The organism is Yeguia hominis (genome assembly GCF_014384705.1).
In the GTDB taxonomy this organism is placed as follows: domain Bacteria; phylum Bacillota; class Clostridia; order Oscillospirales; family Acutalibacteraceae; genus Yeguia; species Yeguia hominis.
The window spans coordinates 161618-177810 of the sequence record NZ_JACRSN010000004.1 but is presented as its reverse complement, the minus strand read 5'-3'; the positions used below and the strand labels follow the sequence as shown (position 1 = coordinate 177810).

At 55.8% G+C, this 16193-nt stretch carries 11 protein-coding genes; 8 read left to right on the top strand and 3 right to left on the bottom strand.

Annotated elements, in window-relative coordinates; translation table 11 throughout:
• Nucleotides 1–246: 246 nt before the first annotated feature.
• Nucleotides 247–2295, bottom strand: coding sequence for a glycoside hydrolase family 31 protein (locus tag IAG03_RS04260; protein WP_249318569.1), 2049 nt, complete (start codon nucleotides 2293–2295; stop codon nucleotides 247–249).
• A 190-nt stretch (nucleotides 2296–2485) separates the two neighbouring features.
• Between IAG03_RS04260 and IAG03_RS04255 the strand changes: the two genes are divergently transcribed.
• Nucleotides 2486–3379 carry an AraC family transcriptional regulator gene (locus tag IAG03_RS04255; RefSeq protein WP_249318568.1) on the top strand — a complete coding sequence of 298 codons (894 nt, stop codon included), beginning with the start codon at nucleotides 2486–2488 and terminating at the stop codon, nucleotides 3377–3379.
• A 13-nt stretch (nucleotides 3380–3392) separates the two neighbouring features.
• Here IAG03_RS04255 and IAG03_RS04250 read toward each other — a convergent pair whose 3' ends face one another.
• Nucleotides 3393–4913 (bottom strand): YifB family Mg chelatase-like AAA ATPase, encoded by a 1521-nt coding sequence (locus tag IAG03_RS04250; protein WP_346726102.1) that lies wholly within the window; start codon nucleotides 4911–4913, stop codon nucleotides 3393–3395.
• A 218-nt stretch (nucleotides 4914–5131) separates the two neighbouring features.
• On the opposite strand from IAG03_RS04250, the gene IAG03_RS04245 reads away from it, so the two are divergent.
• The 7 genes from IAG03_RS04245 to IAG03_RS04215 all read left to right on the top strand — a co-directional run bounded on the left by IAG03_RS04245 (nucleotide 5132) and on the right by IAG03_RS04215 (nucleotide 13200).
• Nucleotides 5132–5719, top strand: coding sequence for a sigma-70 family RNA polymerase sigma factor (locus IAG03_RS04245; RefSeq protein WP_249318566.1), 588 nt, complete (start codon nucleotides 5132–5134; stop codon nucleotides 5717–5719).
• A gap of 106 nt (nucleotides 5720–5825) precedes the next feature.
• Nucleotides 5826–6104, top strand: a complete 279-nt coding sequence (locus IAG03_RS04240) for a zinc-ribbon domain containing protein (protein WP_249318565.1) — start codon at nucleotides 5826–5828, stop codon at nucleotides 6102–6104.
• Between the two features lie 1509 nt (nucleotides 6105–7613).
• Nucleotides 7614–8351: a YebC/PmpR family DNA-binding transcriptional regulator gene (locus IAG03_RS04235; RefSeq protein WP_249318564.1), complete on the top strand. Its 738-nt coding sequence runs from the start codon at nucleotides 7614–7616 to the stop codon at nucleotides 8349–8351.
• Between the two features lie 68 nt (nucleotides 8352–8419).
• A complete protein-coding gene (locus IAG03_RS04230; RefSeq protein WP_249318563.1) occupies nucleotides 8420–10114 on the top strand; it encodes a PASTA domain-containing protein in 1695 nt (564 codons plus the stop codon).
• 370 nt (nucleotides 10115–10484) lie between these two features.
• Nucleotides 10485–11387, top strand: a complete 903-nt coding sequence (locus tag IAG03_RS04225; RefSeq protein WP_249318562.1) for a polysaccharide deacetylase family protein — start codon at nucleotides 10485–10487, stop codon at nucleotides 11385–11387.
• A 24-nt stretch (nucleotides 11388–11411) separates the two neighbouring features.
• Nucleotides 11412–12158 (top strand): N-acetylmuramoyl-L-alanine amidase, encoded by a 747-nt coding sequence (locus IAG03_RS04220; protein ID WP_249318561.1) that lies wholly within the window; start codon nucleotides 11412–11414, stop codon nucleotides 12156–12158.
• 490 nt (nucleotides 12159–12648) lie between these two features.
• Nucleotides 12649–13200, top strand: a complete 552-nt coding sequence (locus IAG03_RS04215; protein ID WP_249318560.1) for an LOG family protein — start codon at nucleotides 12649–12651, stop codon at nucleotides 13198–13200.
• Nucleotides 13201–13658: 458 nt separating this feature from the next.
• Here IAG03_RS04215 and IAG03_RS04210 read toward each other — a convergent pair whose 3' ends face one another.
• Nucleotides 13659–16091 (bottom strand): cation-translocating P-type ATPase, encoded by a 2433-nt coding sequence (locus IAG03_RS04210; RefSeq protein ID WP_249318559.1) that lies wholly within the window; start codon nucleotides 16089–16091, stop codon nucleotides 13659–13661.
• Nucleotides 16092–16193 lie beyond the last annotated feature (102 nt).

Sequence of the window (16193 nt, the reverse complement as noted above, 5' to 3'; positions counted from 1 at the left end):
ATTTCGTATGCGCTAAACTGTTTGTGTCATTCATTCTTGAGTGACCTCCCTTTGTTTTGTAGTTTGCAGTTGCCAGACCGCATCTCTACTATAACAGAGGGAGTTTTATTTTGCCTCATTGGCAGAAGCCTCTTTTGAACCACTCGCCCAGCGAGTGGCTTTCGGGATACAAAAAACAGCCTCTGCAGGAAAGACTCCGCAGAGACTGTTTTTGTTTGATTTGGGATCTTCGTAAAAGCACTGCCGTTACAGCAGCGTGATGCGGTCGTCGCTTGCGGTTTTGGTGCCGTCCGCAGAGAGCGTGAGCGTTGTGAAGTTTGCAGGATTGTCGTACTCCCGGGAGAAGCCGTCGTCGTGGTAGAGCGTATAGGAGGCTTCTGTCTCCACGAATCCGAGCAGGGAAAGCGTGGATTCATCGAGATCCGCAACACAGTCTGCGCCTTTGCAGCAGGGCACGAGATGGTTCGGGCGGACGAAGAAGATGACCTCATCGAGCGCAACCGGAAGGTAATGCATGCCTGCTTCGAGAATTTCGGAGGTGACGGATTCTGCGCCGCGGAACCGGTAAAGCTTCATGCGCTCCGGCAGATAGACAGCGCGTCCGGCTGCGTTTTGCCGGTAGACCGGCGCGATCATGATGCTCTCGCCGATCATCATCTGGTCTTCCACGTCGCACGCCAGCGGATCTTCCGGATAGATAAAGGAAAGCGGCATCGCGTACATGCCGTCATTTCGGGCGGCCTTCATGAATTCGCTGTAGAGATAGGGCAGCAGCGCGTAGCGGACGCTGATGACCCGGCGGAACATCTCGATGTTGTCAAACTGATACGGTTCCTGCTCTCTCGTGCCGCGCGAAGAATGGTTGCGCATCAGCGGCGTAAAGACCCCCAGCGCGTGCCAGCGCAGGCTCAGATCCTCGGTGGTGTTCATGAGGAATCCGCCGATATCCGACCCGCAGAACAAAATGCCGACCATATTGAGCGAAGGCATCATCTGCAAAGCGAGCAAAATATGCGACCACCAGGAATTGTTATCGCCGCACCAGATGCCCGCATAGCGGTGCATGCCGATGCAGGAGGAGCGCGAATAGATCAGCAGACGCTTGTCGGGGTAGCGCGTAAGGAACGATTCCCCGGCGGCGCGGGTCATGTTGTATCCGTAGAGGTTGTGAATGGCATCGTGACGCACCATCTTGCCGTTTACATTGTGGTAGAAGCGCCGGTAGTCCGACTCGTTGTTGTTGATGCCTGACACGATGGACTGGAAATGGAAGAAGGAGTCAATATCCAATTCCTGCTTTTTCAGCTCGTCGATCTCGTCGAACACCTCGTTTAAATGTTCCTCCGAATAGAAAATCGACGGTTCGTTCATATCGTTCCAGAAGCCCTCGATGCCCTGATCGATCAGGCGCTGATACTTTTCACCGAACCATTTGCGGGCCTTTGGCTGGAGAAAATCGGGAAAATGCACCCGGCCCGGCCAGACGCCCGCAACAAAGTTGCTGCCGTCTGCGCGCTTGCAGAAATAGCCCTCGCGGACGCCTTCCTCGTAGACGTCGTAGCCTTCCTCAATTTTCACGCCGGCATCGATGATCGGCACGAGGCGGATGCCCTCTTTTTTCAGGTCATCGGCAAGCTTCGGAAGATCCGGGAAGGTCTCCTGGTTGACGGTGAAATCCTTGTAGCGCTCCATATAGTCGATGTCAAGGCAGATCGAATCGAGCGGCAGGTGGTTTTCGTGATAGCGCCGGGCAACCTCGCGGACGTCCTGCTCGGAAGCATATCCCCAGCGGCTTTGCGAGAGACCGAATGCCCATTTCGGCGGAATATAGCTCTTGCCGATCAGGCCGCGGAAGGATTTGACGATCGCAAGCAGGGAATCTTCCTCGATCAGATAGAGATCGAGGTTGCCGTCTTCGGGTGTAATGACGAGCGTATCAAGATGCGTGTAGCCCACATCGAAGCTCACAATTCCGCTGTAATCGAGAAACAGGCCGAAGGTTCTGTGCTTGCCGCTGACAATGAGAAAGTTATGCGTGGCGTAGAGCGAGTTTTTTTCCTCGGTGTGGCTGGGTTCGTCGCAGTTTTTGCTGCGGTAGAGCCAGCCGCGCTTGTTGATGCCGCGAACATTCTGGCCGAGTCCGTAAACGGCGTCGTCGGCGTCCATCCGGTAGGAAAACGAGAGCGAATCGCCTTCGGAGACCGTGAGATAGGGAAGCGTACCGGCGGTGATTTCCAATTCTTTTACGACAGATTCTGTCGGGAAGGGGGTTCCAAAACGGTATTTTTGAATCATCAGGTGAAATCTTCCTTTCCTAAAATTAAGATTGCACGGTTTCTGAAAAAGTTTCCCGAAAAAGGGATTGAGAAATTTTCTAATACCTATTATACTGAGAAAGAATCGAAAGTTCTTGTAGGATTCTGCTCTTTTCTTGCAAAATCCTGATACTATAATATCCGCAGAACGCGAAAAATCAGGTGAAACTATGGCAGCAAACGGACTGACCCATTTAAAAGAAGGAACGGTGCACGGCAATGTGCTGGCGCCGTTCCAGCGATATTACTGTTCGACCGACGAGAATTTTACGGGCTTTTCCATGCATTGGCACGAAGAGCTGGAGGTGATGCTGGTCCGCAAGGGGAAAATCACATATTCCATCGATTTTGAACCGGTTGCCTTCCGGGAAGGCGACCTCGCATTCATTTCGCCGCATGTGCTGCACGCGGCTGTCCCGGATGGAGCGGCGGTGACGGAAAGCTTTGTGTTCCATCTGGATTTTCTGGGCTGCCGGCTGCGGGATATCTGTGCGGTAGACTATCTGATGCCGCTGTTTAACGGGTTCTATAAATTGCAGCCGAAAATTTCCCCGCGCGATTCCAAATATCCGGAGCTGCTCGCGTGTTACGAGGCGCTGCTCCGGTGCTATGGCGCGCACGCTTTCGGATATGAGCTGGAGCTCAAAGAGCGGATGCTCCGGCTGATCCGGCTGCTGTTTCAAAACGGATACGCCGTGGAGCAGCCGACCCAGTCGCCGATTTACCGGACGGAGGAGAAAATCAAGACCGCCCTGCAATATATCAGTGAGCATTCTGCCGAGCCGCTGAAAATCGAAGAGCTTGCGGCGCTTTGCGGGTTTAGTGAATCTCATTTTATGCGGTTTTTTAAAAAGTATACGGGCGTGACAGTGATCACATATCTCAACGATTTTCGGCTGGACTACGCTGCCGGTATTTTGAAGACCGCGAAATCGGCGGTGACAGAAATCGCGCTGGAGGCCGGGTTTAATAATGTTTCGTATTTTAACCGAATGTTCAAAAAGAAATTCGGCATTTCTCCGCGCGCCTACCGTCTGCAGTACGGACAGCAGGAAGTGCGCTGATTTCCGGGTGCGCTTAACGAGCGCGCGCCCAATATTTTCGGTCGAGTGTGCGGTATTGGACAGCTTCTGCTGCGTGGTGCGCGCGGATTTCGGCGCTGCCGTCCATGTCGGCAATGGTTCTTGCTACTTTCAGGACGCGGTCGTATGTGCGTGCGGAAAATCCGAAATTTTCAAAGGCGCTCTGGAAAACAGCCCGCGCCGCTGCGTCCATGGGACAAACTTCCCGCAGACGGTCCGGCGTGATCCGTGCGTTGCAGGTGATGCCGGTGCCTGCAAAGCGGGCGCTTTGGATTCTTCGGGCGGCATCGACACGCCTGCGGATCTCGGCGGAGGATTCGGCAGGCGCAGTATCGTCAAATGCCGAAAACGGAACGGCCGGAACCTCGATGTGCAGATCGAACCGGTCGAGCATCGGGCCGGAGATCCGGGAGAGATATTTGAAAACGGCGGATGGCGTGCAGGTGCAGCGTTTGGACGGATGGCCGAAAAAGCCGCAGGGACAGGGATTCATCGCGGCGACGAGCATCACGGAACAGGGATAAACGGCGCGTCCGGCTGCTCTGGAAATCGCAACGACACCGTCCTCAATCGGCTGGCGCAGCAGCTCAATGGTTCCGCGGCTGAATTCCGGAAGCTCATCGAGAAACAGAACGCCGTGATGGGCGAGTGAGAGCTCTCCCGGCTTTGGGATGGTGCCGCCGCCGGAAAGACCGGCGGGGGAAATGGTGTGGTGCGGCGCGCGGAAGGGCCGCGCAGGCAGGAGCGCATGTCCGCTGGGGATGGTTCCGGCGATGGAATGCACCATTGTCGTTTCGAGTTGTTCTTCTTTTGTCATGTCGGGTAAAATCGAAGGAATGCGCTTGGCGATCATGCTCTTTCCGGATCCGGGCGGGCCGATCATCAGCAGATTGTGTCTGCCGCAGGCCGCAATTTCTACGGCGCGCTTGACGTCGGAAAGACCGCGGACGTCGGAAAAATCCGGTTCCTGCAGGTGTACGGAAGCAGGCGGCAGCGCCGGTGCAAGCGGAGAGATCGGCTGGGTTCCGCTGAAATGTGCGAGCAGCTGGGGAACGCTTTGAACGGCGTAGACAGAAAGGCCTTCCACCGCGGCGCCTTCAAGCGCATTTTCTGCAGGAACGTAGAGCGCGCGGAAGCCTTCTTTCTGCGCTTTGATGGCCATGGGCAGGACGCCCTGCATCGGACGGAGTTTGCCGGAGAGGGAAAGTTCCCCGAGAAAAAGGCTTTCTTTCAGCTCTGTCTGCGGCACAGAAATCTGTGCAGAGGCGCAGAGCAGCGACAGCAGAATCGGCAGATCATAGATCGGGCCGGTCTTTTTCTGGTCGGCAGGCGCAAGGTTGACGGTAATGCGGCTGACCGGAAATTCAAATCCGCAGTTTTTCAGCGCCGCCCGTACCCGATCGCGCGATTCCCGGACAGCGGCGTCCGGCAGACCGACAATTTCAAACGCGGGCAGCCCGCGGGAAAGATCGGTTTCGACCTCTACGGGAAAGGCTTCCATTCCAAAAATTCCCATACTAAACACGCGGGAAAGCATTTTTTGGCACCTCCAAATCTCCGTCATCTATCGACATTATATCCGCAAAACGTTCCGGATTCAACAATTCGCGAAAAATAGTAGGGGTTTTGTTTGTAATTTTTCTTGAATTTGTTGAATTTGTGGTTGACATTTCCGCGTATTTCGGGTATGATGAGTAAGCAATAAAAAAGTTCTGCCATGAGGTGGGTTTAGGTTTGTCCCTCGAAAACGGCCGGGAAGCGCAATGGAATTTGATATCAAAAGTGCAGGATGGAGACGCGGATGCGTTTCTGGAGCTGACGGCGTGGTATCTTCCGCTGATTCGCAAAAAGGCGGCGGAGTTTTCGACCTTGGAACTCGAAGATTCCTGTCAGGAGGGACTTTTGGGACTCTTCAGCGCAGCGCGGAGCTATTCTCCGGAGAACCGCGCCGGGTTCCGAACATACGCAGAGGTCTGCATTGTCAACCGCTTGCGGTCTGCGCTTCGTGCGCAGGCTGCGGAAAAACGAATTCCGCCCTGTGATCTCGTTTCTTTGGATGACGATCAGAATCACACAGCGTTCGATTTGGCTTTGCAGGATGATTCCGATCCGGAATCGCTCCTGATTGCACGGGAGCGGTTTGAGACGGTTCGCAATCAGATTGGACAGTCTCTTACCAAACTCGAACGGGATGTGTTCTTTTTCTATCTGAATGGCTACGGCTATTCAGAAATTTCCGAAAAGCTGCATCTCTCCGGTAAATCCGTGGATAATGCCATCCAGCGGGTTCGCCAGAAGATGAAGCGGCTTCTTACTTTTTGATCCATATGCCCGGATAGCTTAAGTAGAGCGTTGAACTTCAAAGGCGGCGGTGCGAATCCGTCTATGGGCAAATTCAATATCTTTAATCCAAAGCGAGGTAAATCAGATGTACGAAGACAAAACACTCACATGCAAGGAATGCGGCGCTGAATTCGTTTTCACCGCCGGTGAGCAGGAATTTTACGCATCCAAGGGCTTTGTAAACGAGCCGCAGAGATGCAAGGCCTGCCGCGATGCTCGCAAGAACGCTGCGAAGCCGGAACGCGAGATGTTCACAGCCGTATGCGCAAGCTGCGGAAAAGAAGCTAAAGTGCCGTTCCGGCCGCGTGAAGACCGTCCTGTATATTGCAGCGAGTGCTTTGCAAAGATGAGGGAAGAGGCATAAGTTCGTCTTGCTCGAGGGATAAATGCTCCGGTGAATGCCGGGGCATTTATTTTTTGTCTTTCGGCGCGGTGAAAAGGCGGGTATTGTGCGTTCGGGAAAATTTCGGAGCCGCCGGGATTCTCGCCGGCCAAAGCGGTTTGCAGCGCGCCGGGCCGCGCGCTGTTTAAAATCAGGTTCGCGGATAAGCGGCGACCGAAATGTTTTGCAGCATGCCGAAAAGGCGGGTATTGTGCGTTCGGGAACGCTTCGGAGCCGCCGGAGTTCTTCGCCGGCCAAAGCGTTTTGCAGCGCGGGAAAGCGAGCGCGCTGTACGGCAGAAACCGGCTCTATACGCATGTTTATGGAAAACCAGCAGCGTGTTTCGCAGAGGCGCAAAGAAAGCAAAACGGCGCCCGTCTCCTTTGCGCTGTGCAGATCCGCCCGCACGGATGAAAAATGCGGCGCGATCATCCGCAACGATGGTTCCTGCCGGGCTGTCCTGCCCGCGCGCTGAAAAGCCGGATAGTTTGCGGAGACCGGAGCCGCCGAGGTTCTTTGCCGGCCAAAGCGTTTTGCAGCGCGCCGGGCCGCGCGCTGTTTAAAATCAGGTTCGCGGATAAGCGGCGACCGAAATGTTTTGCAGCATGCCGAAAAGGCGGGTATTGTGCGTTCGGGAACGCTTCGGAGCCGCCGGAGTTCTTCGCCGGCCAAAGCGTTTTGCAGCGCGGGAAAGCGAGCGCGCTGTACGGCAGAAACCGGCTCTATACGCATGTTTATGGAAAACCAGCAGCGTGTTTCGCAGAGGCGCAAAGAAAGCAAAACGGCGCCCGTCTCCTTTGCGCTGTGCAGATCCGCCCGCACGGATGAAAAATGCGGCGCGATCATCCGCAACGATGGTTCCTGCCGGGCTGTCCTGCCCGCGCGATGAAAAGCCGGATAGTTTGCGGAGACCGGAGCCGCCGGGATTCTCGTCGGCCAAAGCGTTTTGCAGCGCGCCGGGCCGCGCGCTGTTTAAAATCAGGTTCGCGGATAAGCGGCGACCGAAATGTTTTGCAGCATGCCGAAAAGGCGGAGTATGCGCGTTCGGGAACGCTTCGGAGCCGCCGGGATGCCTGCCGACTGTCCCGCCCATGCGATGAAGAGTCGGATATTCTGCGCTGGCTGGTGCCAATTGAGGTTTTCTTTTGTTTTGTACGTATTTTGTACGGCCGCAAATTGCGGGAAAATCGCCGGTTTGAAACGGCAATTTGCGCGCCTTGCAGAACCAAACCCGGAAGCAAACCCGCAAAAGCCCTGCTTTTTCGCAGAGTGAGCAAAATTCTGTATTGCAAAGCATCAAAAATTATGCTAATATGATTTTATTCATGGTCACTTTTTGCTGCGGCAGCGTCAGACTTGCAAAATTGGCTTCCAGCCTGCAAATTTGGCGCAGACCCGTTTCCCAGGAACGTGCGGAATTGTCACGAAAGACGCCGTTCCAAATGATATTTTACGAAACCGATTTTTCGGTTTTCACAGGAGGCAGAACCAATGTCCGGGCATTCGAAATGGAACAATATTAAGCGGAAAAAAGAAAAGACGGATGGCGCAAAAGCGAAGATCTTTACCAAAATCGGGCGTGAGCTTGCGGTTGCGGTCAAAGAAGGCGGCAGCGCGGATCCGAATGCAAACTCCAAACTCAAGGACTGCATTGCAAAAGCAAAGGCCAACAATGTGCCGAACGACAACATTGAGCGGATCATCAAAAAAGCGGCCGGCGACGGCGATGCGGATAAATATGAGAACATCGTCTATGAGGGATACGGTCCGAGCGGAATTGCCGTCATCGTGGAGACGCTGACCGACAACCGCAACCGTACCGCCGGCGATGTGCGCCATTATTTTGATAAATTTGGCGGAAACCTTGGAACCAACGGCTGCGTTTCCTTCCTTTTTGAGAAAAAAGGCGTGATCGCCATCGACCGCGAGGATCTCGAGGAAGACAAGGTCATGGAGGATGCCCTCGAAGCCGGCGCGTCGGATTTCCAGGCGGACGAGGATGTCTTTGAAATTTACACCGAACCGGAGGATTTCAGCGGCGTGCGCGATGACCTCGAGGCCAAAGGGTACACCTTCGTCTCCGCGGAGACCGAAATGGTGCCGAGTACCTACACCAAACTCGAAGATCCGGACACGATCCTCAAGATGCAGCGTCTGCTGGATGCGCTGGAGGATAACGATGACGTGCAGAACGTCTGGCACAACTGGGACGACAGCAACGTGGAATAATGCTCCATGAGCGGATTCTCAAATATTTCTCAAACTATTTCGGAATGGAAGGAGTGTGAAGGGGAGCAATGGCGAATATCGAACATCTTTGCATGAGCTGTATGAACGATATGGGCGATCATCCGGTGTGCCCGCGCTGCGGATACCATCCGGACGCTGACCGGCAGATGCCGGAGGCGCTTCCGTACCGCACAATCCTTCAAAACCGCTATCTCGTCGGCCGGGGCATGTTCCGCAACGGCGAGGGCATTACGTACATCGGGTTTGACCTGGTGCTGAGCGCGCCGGTCCAGCTGCGGGAGCTGTATCCGCAGAATTTTTGCCTGCGCACCGCCGACGGAAAGTCGGTTGCACCGATAGCGGGCAAGGAAATTCCCTTTGACGAGTGCATGGCGGCGTTCCTCAGCTATGCCAGAAGGGTTGCGCATATGCGCGAATTGTCTGCCATTGAGCAGATTTACGATATCTTTGAAGAAAATCAGACCGCATACACGGTCTCAGAATGGGCGGAAAGCATTTCGCTGCGGTATTTTGTGGAGCGCAGCGGCGGCAGCCTGCACTGGAACGCCGCGCGCCAGCTGTTTATGCCGGTGCTGTCCGCGCTCAGTGCGATGTATGAGGGCGGTGTCGGGCATTATGGAATTTCTCCCGCAACGCTCAGTATTTTGCCGGACGGAAAAATGCGGCTCGGCGGATTTGCAATCGAGTCCATCCGGCGGGTCGGATCGGGCATGGTGCCGGATTTGGTTCCGGGCTGTGCGGCGCTGGAACAGTATGATGCGGACGCTGCGTTTGACGAAGCGACCGACGTGTACGGCTTTGCGGCGTCGCTGTTCTTTGCCCTGACCGGCGTTTTGCCGCAGGATGCGCTAAAGCGCAAGACCGATTCCCGGCTGATGATTCCGACTGCAACGCTCAGAAGTATTCCGCCGCATGTGGTTACGGCGCTTGCCAATGCGCTGCAGATTTCGAGAGAAAACCGGACGCAGACGTTTGAGCGCCTGCGCGCAGAGCTTTCCGCTGCGCCGACGGTCACGGCGAGTATCGAGGAGACGCAGACGATCCGCAAAATTGTCGCGCCGTATCAGCCGCCGGTTCCGCAGACGGAGAAAAAGCAGGAAAACACCAGCAAACTGCCGGATTCCGTCTGGATTCTGGTCTCCTGTCTGGCGACGGTCGCGGTGCTGGGACTGATTGTATACCTCTGGGTTTCGATCCGCGGAACCAATCCGGAGGAGGGGGATGCCTCTTCCGCGATGAGTTCGGTCGTCAGTGAACTGGAAGTGTCAAGCGGCCTTTCTTCGGAAGAATCCTCGGTGCCGGAGGACGCCATTTTGGTGCCGGATCTGCGCAGCCAGAACTATGAGGATCTGCTCGCAGAGCTGGAGCAAAAGACGGATCCGGACTATGAAATCCTGCTTGGCGAAAAGGAATTTGACGATACGGTGGAGGAGGGCGCAATTCTGTCGCAGTCTCCGGAAGCCGGAGAAGGCAAGTATATGCAGAAGGGCGAGTCGATTGTCGTCACCGTCAGCCGCGGTCCGGCACAGCGGGAGCTGCCTTATGTGGAGGGCAATTCTCTTGCGTCTGCTTCGGAAACGCTGAGCGGTCTCGGCTTTATTCCGCGGAAGGTTGATGTTTACAGCGACAGCTATGCGGTCGGCTATGTGGTCGGCTATCAGAACGCAAGCCCCGGAGAGAGCCTGCCCTACGGTTCGCAGGTCGTACTGGAGGTCAGCATGGGGCCGGATCCCGACGCGTAATCACGCGTAACAAATCTATGTGCACAACAGCGCTGCATCGGATTGGATGCGGCGCTGTTTTTTATGAAAATGACTGTGCGCAAGCAGGCGCCGCCGCCTTGCGGCCCGGCGCTTTTTGCGTGTTCGGCTGATGTCTGCCGGGACGCGGGGCCGATCAGTCCCGCTGCCGAGCGCATGTCGTTTTGCATGTTCCGTTTCAGCGGAATTGCCTTCGGTTTTGCGGCCGGAAAAGCAAAGCCGGCGTGCATCCAAGTGACGGAGCCGGCTCCGATTTTGCGGCCAAAGCGGATTTTCTGCGAAAGAATCTGCGGACAATGTATATTCGCGGGGCCGTTTTGGTATGTATGGTAGCAGGATGGAGGGATGCACGGTGTTTCGGGTATGGAAAATCAGATGGCGGCGCCTTTTCGCGGCGGCTGCGGCGGTAATTTTGACAGGTTCGGCAACGGCGGCCGTATTTGCAGCGCAGCGGAAATCGACAGCGGCGCCCGCCGCAGAAGTCGTCTCGTCTGCATCGGACGAGGAAATCAAGCTGCCGATTATCATGTATCACAGTCTCCTGAAGGACAGCGCCTATCACGGAAAATATGTGATTTCCCCGGATCTTTTGGAGCAGGATCTGCAGTATCTCTCGCAAAACGGATACACGCCGGTTCATATGGCGCAGGTGATTGCCTATGTGCAGGAGGGGACGCCGCTGCCGGAAAAGCCGGTGATCCTTTCTTTTGACGACGGCTATTACAACAACTATCTTTACGCCTATCCGCTCGCACAAAAGTACCGGATGAAGCTGATCATTGCGCCGATTGGGTATTATACGGACCTTTACAGCGGGACAGAAGACAACCACGCCAACTATTCGCACATCACCTGGGATCAGATCCGGGAGATGTCCGAATCCGGGCTGGTGGAATTCCAAAACCACACCTACAATCTGCACGAATACGGCGCGCGGAAAGGCGCCGGGAAACAAAAGGGGGAGAGTTTTGAAGCCTATGCGGCGCTATTGCGGGAGGATATTTTGCCCATGCAGGAAAAATTGCTTGGCTGTACGGGAAAAACGCCGGACACGATGGTATTTCCGTTCGGAGATTACTGCGCCGACAGTCTGAAAATTATCCGGAGTTTTGGATTTCAGGCGGCGTTTACCTGCAATGAGCAGATGAATGTGCTGACAAGGGATCCAGAGTGCCTCTTTACACTCGGACGCTTTCTGCGCCCGTCCGGCATCGACAGCGAAACCTATTTCACCAAACGGGTCGGTCTCTCATAAACTGAAAAGAAAGGAGGCGGTATGATGCCAAGTATTTATCTCAGCCCGTCTCTCCAGCCATACAATCTGTACGTCGGCGGAGAGACCAGCGAACAGGCGGAAATGAACCGGATTGCGGACGCGATGGAGCCGTACTTACGCACGAACGATATCACGTTCAGCCGGAATGCCATCGGAATGACGCTCGGGCAGGCAATTCGCGAATCGAACGCCGGGGACTATGATTTGCACCTTGCCCTGCACTCCAACGCCGCGCCGGAGTCGCTTTCCGGAAAACTGCAGGGAACGGACGTCTACTATTATGCGGGAAGCAGCCAGGGCAAACGCGCCGCGGAGATTTTGGCGGAGAATTTCAAAAAGATCTACCCGGATCCCTCCAAGGTGCGCGCAGTGCCGACGACGCGTCTGGTGGAGCTCACGAAAACCAACGCGCCCGCCGTGCTGATGGAGATTGCCTATCACGATAATCCCGAGGACGCGGCCTGGATTCTCGCAAATACTGACAAGATCGCGCAGAATATCGTACAGAGCCTGACGATCTATTTCGGCATTCCCTTTATCACGCCGCCTGAGCAGCCGCAAAAGGGCATTGTCATTACCGAGACAACCGGATTGAACATCCGGGAAAAGCCTTCGACGGACGCCGCGGTGATCGGATCGGCACCGAAAGGCGCGACTCTCACGGTAAACGGGGAATGGAACGGCTGGTATGCGATCGAATACAACGGAATCACCGGTTATGTCAGCGCGCAATATGTCCGACTCGTCTGAGCTTGGCGGAATGATACGGTGCACCGGGCGCCCGGAAGCGAATTTCCGGACGCTTTTTGCGGGAGAGATGGATTTTTTGACAGTGTTCTGGTATCATAGAAGGCGCTGGGCGTATCAAAGCGCAGATGTGTGGGAAATGGGCGGCAGAATCGGCCGGCAGCGTCGGACGGCTGGCGGGCTGTGTGAGGGTTTTCTTCTGCAGGTTTGATGAAAGGCGTGCGCCGCCCCGGTCAAAGGTGCGTACTCTGGACAAAGGCGTGCGCCCCGGTCAAAGGCGCGTACTCTGGACAAAGGCGTGCACTCTGGGCAAAGGTGCGGACGCACAGGCGGCAGCCGCACAAAATACAGGACAGCACGGCGAAGTGCAGGCCGGATCCCCCCAGTGTAATCAGCGCAGGGTGAACCCACTGCACGGGTACGGCGCAATGCTCGCGTGCAGCCTGCAGCAAACAGAAAAAAGCCGGAATGCCGGCGAAAGGAATGAGAATCCATGAACATTACCGTTTATCTCGGCGCGACTGCGGGAAACGACCCGGCGCTCGAAACTGCGGTCAGAGACTTTGGAACCTGGATTGGAGAGAGCGGAAATGCGCTGGTCTATGGCGGATCGCGAACCGGGCTGATGGGGGAGCTTGCCAGAAGCGTTTTGGCTGCCGGCGGAGAAGTGACCGGCGTCGAGCCGAAATGCTTTCTGGACGAGGGCTTTGCATACGGCGGCCTGACCCGGCTGATGGTCACCGAGAATATGGCAGAGCGCAAGGCGAAAATGATCGAACTCGGCGACGCATTTCTGGCGTTTCCGGGCGGAACCGGTACGCTGGAAGAAATCGCGGAGGTGATGTCGATGGTGTCTCTGGGACAGCTCGATGCGCCCTGCATGCTATATAATCGGAACGGGTATTACGACGGCCTGCAGAGGCTCCTCACGCAGATGATAGAGACCGGCCTTTCAACGCCGGAGCGGCAAAGCGGCATCTATTTTGCCGGGACACTTTCAGAGATCGAAGCCATTCTGCTGAAATGGAATTCGCGGGTTCGATGATGCAGCCTGCCGGGACGCCTGCCGGGCTGTCCTGCCCGCCTGTGCGGTAAAAAGCCGGATATTCTGCGGTGATGTCCGGGAACTTCGGGTTTTCCCCGCCGGCTGAAGCGTTTTGCAGCGTGCCGAAAAGGCGGAGTATTGTGTGTCTAGGATAACCCCGGAGCCGCCGTGGCGCAAGGAATGCTGTGCCGTTTTTGCGGCTGCAGGCCGGTTCCAAAAGCGGTTTGCGGCGCGCGGGGCTGGCTTAGCACGTGCCGCTGCGCACCGTTTCATGCGGCAGAGTTTGATCCATCGCGCGTCGGCAACGCGCGCCAAACAAAATAGAAAAATCCCTCCGGAAAGGATCCCGAAAGGATCTCGGCCGGGGGGATTTTGTCTGGAGGAGGGAACGCGCGCGGATTTGTTTCTGTTCGCAGCGCGTTTTCGTACAGCCGTTGGCTGGCACGGCGCTGTGCGGATTATCGGCGTGTGTGCCGCCGTTTGCTTCCGCTTGAGACCCGCGCGGCGAAATATCGCAGCAGCTGCGAGAGCATAGACATCAAAAAGACCGCAAAGAACATCATCGGAATCAGCACCACCAGCATGCTGGCCGTAACCGGAACCAGCCCGAACAGCGGCTGGAAAAAGATGGTGGCGACGGTAAAGCCTGCGGCCATTGCACAGAAGAGAACGGTGCGGACCGAGTTGAGCGGCCGGCAAACATTGAGCAGCATGAGCAGGCCGGTAAAGCCGTTCATCAGGACGCAGAGCGTGGAAAATTCGCTGCCGGTAAACCCGACGAACTGAAAGATGGCGGTCATCATGATGAGATTGAGCGTCATGGTCAGCGCGGCGGGCAGGGCGTTTTGCAGAACATTCCAGATAAAATGCCCGTGGACGCGCTCTTTGTTGGGGCCGAGCGCAAGCAGGAACGAGGGCGTTCCGATGGTGAAAAAGCTGATGAGCGTCAGCTGGATCGGCTCCATGGGATAGGTGACCGGCGCAAAGATGAAAAACACCGCGATGAGCGTGGAAAAGATCGTTTTCACGAGGAACAGCGAAGCTGAACGCTGGAGATTGTTGATGGACCGGCGGCCTTCCTTGACGACAAGGGGCATCGAGGCAAAGTCGGAATCGAGCAGCACCAGCTGCGAGACTGTCCGGGCGGCGTCGCTGCCCGAAGCCATCGCGACGCTGCAGTCCGCTTCCTTGAGCGCTAGAACGTCGTTGACGCCGTCTCCGGTCATGGCGACGGTATGTCCGTCCTGTTTGAGCGCCTTGACGAGCTGGAGCTTTTGCTGCGGTGTCACGCGCCCGAAAACGGTGTATTCCTTTGCTGCGGCAGCAATTTCCGCGTCTGTTTGGAGGGTGGTCGCGTCGATATAGCGGTCGGCGTGTTCGAGGCCGGCCTTTTCGGCGATGTTCGAGACGGTGTGCGCGTTATCGCCGGAGATAACCTTGAGCGTGACGCCCTGATCGGCAAAATAGGCAAGTGTCCGTTTGGCGCTCGGACGGATTTTATCGCTGAGAAGAATCAGGGCAACGGGATTTAGGCCGAGCGGAAGCTCTTTTCCGGAAAACGGCGCGTCTGCATGCGCCAGCACCAGCACCCGGTGGCCGAGATCGGAATAGGATTCCACAAGCGGCCGCACCGCTTCAAAGGCGCTTTTGAGGACAAATTCCGCCGCGCCGAGCACATAGGTGCCCTCCGTCTGGAATGAGACGCCGCTCCATTTCCGTGCGGAAGAAAACGGAACCTCCGCGACGGCGCGCCAGGCGGGCGCATCCGGAAAGGCTTTGCGCAGGGCGTCAGAGGTCGGGTTGCTGTCGTGCAAAGACTGCATCATGGCGGCAAGCGCCGTTTCGATGGATTCCTGCGGCGTATCGTGAAGCGGAAGAATCTCATCGAGCTGCATGGTGCCCTCGGTGATGGTTCCGGTCTTATCGAGACAGAGCGTATCGACGCGCGCGAGCGTTTCGATGCAGTAAAGCTCCTGGACAAGGGTCTTGTGGCGGGAAAGGCGCAGAACCCCGACGGCGAACACCACGCTGATGAGCAGCATCAGCCCCTCCGGAATCATGCCGATCAAAGCGGCGACCACATCGAGAACGGATTCTTGAAACGAAATATCCGAAAGGAACATCTCTTTGTAGAACAGCAGCGCACCGACGGGGATAATGACAAAGCCGATGATTTTAATGATGATGTTCATCCAGTAGAGAATTTCCGAATTCGGCTTTTTGACATATTTGGCGCTGCTGGAGATCTGCGTGGCGTAGTTTTCCTCGCCGACGTGCTCTACTTTTGCGTAGCACGATCCGCTGGAGAGAAAGCTGCCGGAGAGCAGAAGGTCGCCCGGCTTTTTGGTGACCGGATCCGATTCGCCGGTGATGAGCGACTCGTTGGCCTCGCATTCGCCCTCCAGAAGGATGCAGTCCGAGCAGACCTGGTTGCCGGAGGAAAGATGGAGAATATCGTCGAGCACGATGTCCGAAACCGGGATTTTCTGCGTCTTTCCGGCGCGCACGACAGAGGCTTTCGGCGCAGAAATCAGCGAAAGCTTGTCGATCGTCTTTTTGGCGCGGATCTCCTGAAAGCTGCCGATGCAGGTGTTGATCAGGATGATATTCATGAACAGCATGTTCTTAAAGGAACCGACCGACAACACCAGCGCGGCCAGAATCATATTGAGAATATTAAACGGGTTAATCACATTGTCGCGGATGATTCGTCCGATGGATTTTGTTTTGATCTCCGTTTCCCCGTTGAGAAGGCCTTCATTCCGGCGTTGCTGAACCTGTTCTTCCGAAAGGCCGGTATCGGGCGCGGGGGTATACCGCGCCCACTGCTGCGCAGAATGCGCGCGGGGTTTTGGGGAGGGTTCCTGTTTGGAATGGCGGGAAACCAGCATGAAAAGAGACGCCTCCTTGTCCTGCGTGATTTTTCTTATTATTATACATCATATGGAAGGAAAAAGGTAGGAATTATAAAAAATTAAGAATTCGCCGTGCGG

Bases quoted from the DNA above. Each gene is read 5' to 3' on its own strand.
- IAG03_RS04260 (WP_249318569.1), bottom strand. From the start codon at position 2,295: ATGATTCAAAAATACCGTTTTGGAACCCCCTTCCCGACAGAATCTGTC.
- IAG03_RS04255 (WP_249318568.1), top strand. From the start codon at position 2,486: ATGGCAGCAAACGGACTGACCCATTTAAAAGAAGGAACGGTGCACGGC.
- IAG03_RS04250 (WP_346726102.1), bottom strand. From the start codon at position 4,913: ATGGGAATTTTTGGAATGGAAGCCTTTCCCGTAGAGGTCGAAACCGAT.
- IAG03_RS04240 (WP_249318565.1), top strand. From the start codon at position 5,826: ATGTACGAAGACAAAACACTCACATGCAAGGAATGCGGCGCTGAATTC.
- IAG03_RS04235 (WP_249318564.1), top strand. From the start codon at position 7,614: ATGTCCGGGCATTCGAAATGGAACAATATTAAGCGGAAAAAAGAAAAG.
- IAG03_RS04230 (WP_249318563.1), top strand. From the start codon at position 8,420: ATGGCGAATATCGAACATCTTTGCATGAGCTGTATGAACGATATGGGC.
- IAG03_RS04220 (WP_249318561.1), top strand. From the start codon at position 11,412: ATGCCAAGTATTTATCTCAGCCCGTCTCTCCAGCCATACAATCTGTAC.
- IAG03_RS04215 (WP_249318560.1), top strand. From the start codon at position 12,649: ATGAACATTACCGTTTATCTCGGCGCGACTGCGGGAAACGACCCGGCG.
- IAG03_RS04210 (WP_249318559.1), bottom strand. From the start codon at position 16,091: ATGCTGGTTTCCCGCCATTCCAAACAGGAACCCTCCCCAAAACCCCGC.